5 protein-coding genes are annotated in these 2,905 nt (G+C 74.4%); 4 read left to right on the forward strand and 1 reads right to left on the reverse strand.

Annotated elements, in window-relative coordinates; translation table 11 throughout:
* The 3 genes from HUW36_RS29820 to HUW36_RS29830 form a co-directional block, all read left to right on the forward strand.
* The coding region (locus HUW36_RS29820; protein WP_174531147.1) for a helix-turn-helix domain-containing protein at positions 1–397 on the forward strand (397 nt) is incomplete at its 5' end.
* 25 nt (positions 398–422) lie between these two features.
* Positions 423–791, forward strand: coding sequence for a VOC family protein (locus tag HUW36_RS29825; protein WP_174531148.1), 369 nt, complete (start codon positions 423–425; stop codon positions 789–791).
* An 84-nt stretch (positions 792–875) separates the two neighbouring features.
* The gene (locus HUW36_RS29830) at positions 876–1,775 is read left to right on the forward strand and encodes a DUF5753 domain-containing protein (protein ID WP_174531151.1); all 900 of its coding nucleotides are present in this window, start codon (positions 876–878) and stop codon (positions 1,773–1,775) included.
* A gap of 90 nt (positions 1,776–1,865) precedes the next feature.
* Here the strand turns inward: HUW36_RS29830 and HUW36_RS29835 are convergent, their stop codons facing one another.
* Positions 1,866–2,159 (reverse strand): antibiotic biosynthesis monooxygenase family protein, encoded by a 294-nt coding sequence (locus HUW36_RS29835; protein WP_174531149.1) that lies wholly within the window; start codon positions 2,157–2,159, stop codon positions 1,866–1,868.
* Positions 2,160–2,257: 98 nt separating this feature from the next.
* Here HUW36_RS29835 and pnuC point away from each other — a divergent pair.
* Positions 2,258–2,905: nicotinamide riboside transporter PnuC (gene pnuC / locus HUW36_RS29840; protein ID WP_174531150.1), on the forward strand; the 648-nt coding region annotated here is incomplete at its 3' end.

Consider the following 2,905-nt stretch of genomic DNA (forward strand, 5'->3'; position numbering starts at 1 on the left):
CCTCGCCGCGCGGCTGGCGGCCACCGACCCGGTCGACGGCCGCCTGCTCGCCGCCTGGCGACGACTCCAGGGCGCCGGGGGAGCGGTGAGCGTCGCCGCCCTGGCCGACGAGGTCGACTGGTCCCGCCGGCACCTGGCGGTGCGGTTCCGCCGCGAGTTCGGGTTGCCGCCGAAGACCGTCGCCCGGCTGCTGCGCTTCGAGCGGGCGTACGCCAGCCTGGGCCGCACCCTGGACGCCCGGCCGGCCGCCGGCCCGCCCGCAGCGGGGTGGGCGGAGCGGGCGGCCCGGTGGGGCTACTACGACCAGTCGCACCTGATCCGGGAGTTCCAGGAGTTCGCCGGCGCCACTCCCGCGGCGCTGGTCCGGGCCGGATCGCATTCGTCCAATCCCGGGTGACCGGGCGGGCGGCAGACTGACGGGCATGCGAAGCATCTATCCGGTCCTGCGCTATCCCGACGTGCGCGCCGCCGTCGACTTCCTCCGGTCCGCGTTCGGCCTCACCGTCCACGAGGTGCACGAGGGACCCGACGGCACGATCCGCCACGCCCAACTCGGTCACGGCGACGACCTGGTCATGGTCGGGCCGGGACCCGCGCCGGCGAGCCGCCCGGCCGACGACGACTACCGCGTCTACCTGGCGGTCGACGACGTCGACGCCCACCACGAGCGGGCCCGCGCCGCCGGCGCGGAGATCGTCCGCGCGCCCTTCGACACCGACTACGGGTCCCGCGACTACGCCGCGCGCGACGTGGCCGGCGTGGTCTGGTCCTTCGGCACCTACCGTCCCTGACCCGCTCGGATGCGGTAGCTCTGTGCGAGCGAGGTATTGCCGAGCGTGATGGTCATGCGTACGCTCCCACCCTGGGAGGCGCGCATGCCGTGGTCAGCAAGTCCTGTCGTCCGGAGGGTGCGGCTCGGCGTCGAGCTGCGCCGGCTGCGTCGACGTGAGTCGATGACGCTGGAACAGGTGTGCGCCCGGCTCGGCTGGGCGTCCACGTCGAAGCTGTCCCGCATCGAGCTGGGCCAGAGCCGGCCCGACCTGGCCGACGTCCTCGACCTGCTCGACGTCTACGAGGTGCCGCCGCACCAGCGCGACGAGCTGATCGTCATCGCCCGCGACGCCGCCACCGGCCGGGGCTGGTCCAAGGCGTTGGGCGAGATGGGCGAGCGGCAGCGGGCGTACGCCGAGCTGGAGGCGGGCGCCGAGCGGATCGTGGAGTACCAGCCGGCGCTCGTGCCCGGCCTGTTGCAGACCCCGGCGTACGCCCGGCTGCGGGTGACCGCCGGCGCGCTGCTCGCCGACGGCGTGGACGTGGAGGCCGACGTCCGGGCCCGGGCGGTGCGGCAGGAACTGCTGGTGCGGCCGGACCCGCCGCGCTACACCGCACTGATCGACGAGCGGGCCTGCGACCGGGGCGGCCTGCCGGCCGACGTGTGGCGGGACCAGCTGCGCCACCTGGTGGCGCTCGCCGAACGGCCGCACGTCACCGTCCGCGTGGTGCCGCGGGGCGCCTCGCCCGGCGACGACCTGCACCCGCTCGCGCCCTTCTCCTACTACGCCTATCCCGATCCGGCGGACCCGCGCACGGTGCTGGTGGAGACGCTCACCACCGACCTGCGCCTGGTCGCCGAGACCGACGTGACCCGCTACGAGAAGGTGATCGAGCGGCTGCTCGCGGCGGCGCTCACCGACGCGGAGACCGTCGAGCTGCTGACCCGCTGCCTCGGCGGCGCGCCGGTGCCCCGGCCCCGGGACCCGCACGAGCTGGAGTGACGCCGCGCGCCCACCGGGCCCGGCGCCCCCGATGCCCGTCGGGACCGGTGGCCGCGCGTCGCGCGCAGGCTATGTGAGGGGTACGACAGATCAGGCCGGCACGTCGACGAAGTGCTCGACCAGCGGCGGGCCGGCGAAGTACGGGCCGATCAGGCCCCGCCACTGCGCGAACCGCTCGGTCTGCCGGAAGTTCACGTCGTGCGCCTCGACCGAGTCCCACTCGACAAGCAGCACGAACCGGGAGGGTGACTCCACCCCGCGGGTCATCCGCACGGAGCGGCAGCCCTCGGCGCCGGCGAGGATCGGACGGGCCTTCGCGTAGGCGGCGGCGAAGTCGTCCTCGTTTCCGGGCGTCACGTCGATCAGCGCGACCTCAAGAACCATGACCGCAGCCTTTCATGCCCGGCGCCCACCGGTACGCTCCGGGGGCGCTCCGGCGGGCCACGTCCCTCCACGGTGGCACCGGCGGCGGGGGAGGACACATGCTCGACTGGCTCACCGGCACCGCGTTCACCGTCCTGGGCGTGGGCACCACCTGGGCGGAGCTGCTCGGCTTCGTCACCGGTGTGGCCAACGTCTGGTTGGTGGCCCGCCAGCACATCGCGAACTGGCCGATCGGCATCGCCAACGTGCTGCTGCTGATGGTGCTGTTCTGGACCGCAGGCCTGTACGCCGACGCCGGCCTGCAAGTCGTCTACGTGGCGCTCGGTGTCTACGGCTGGTGGCACTGGCTGGTCGGCGGCGAGCGGCGCAGCCGGCTGACGGTCGCCCGCACCCGGCGGCGGGAGTGGTGGGCGCTGGGCGTCGCCGGGGTGCTGCTCACCGCCGGCCTGTGGGTGCTGCTGGACCGGGCCACCGACTCCACCGTCCCCCTCGCCGACGCGGTCACCACGGCGTTGTCGCTGCTGGCCACCTACGGCCAGACCCGCAAGCTGGTGGAGAGCTGGTGGCTGTGGATCGCCGCCGACCTGATCTACATCCCGCTGTACGCGTACAAGGGACTCTGGCTGACCGGCGGCCTCTACCTGATCTTCCTGGCGCTCTGCGTGGTGGGGTTGCGGGCCTGGCGCGCGGACCTGCGGCGGCGCGCGGCGGCCACCCCGGTGCCACCCGGGCCGGCGCCCGTGGCC

The sequence above is a fragment of the Micromonospora maritima genome (assembly GCF_902825405.1).
Classification (GTDB): Bacteria; Actinomycetota; Actinomycetes; order Mycobacteriales; family Micromonosporaceae; genus Micromonospora; species Micromonospora maritima.

What these genes read in the sequence shown, in the direction of transcription:
- HUW36_RS29825 (WP_174531148.1), top strand. Translation starts at nt 423, where the DNA reads ATGCGAAGCATCTATCCGGTCCTGCGCTATCCCGACGTGCGCGCCGCC.
- HUW36_RS29830 (WP_174531151.1), top strand. Translation starts at nt 876, where the DNA reads ATGCCGTGGTCAGCAAGTCCTGTCGTCCGGAGGGTGCGGCTCGGCGTC.
- HUW36_RS29835 (WP_174531149.1), bottom strand. Translation starts at nt 2,159, where the DNA reads ATGGTTCTTGAGGTCGCGCTGATCGACGTGACGCCCGGAAACGAGGAC.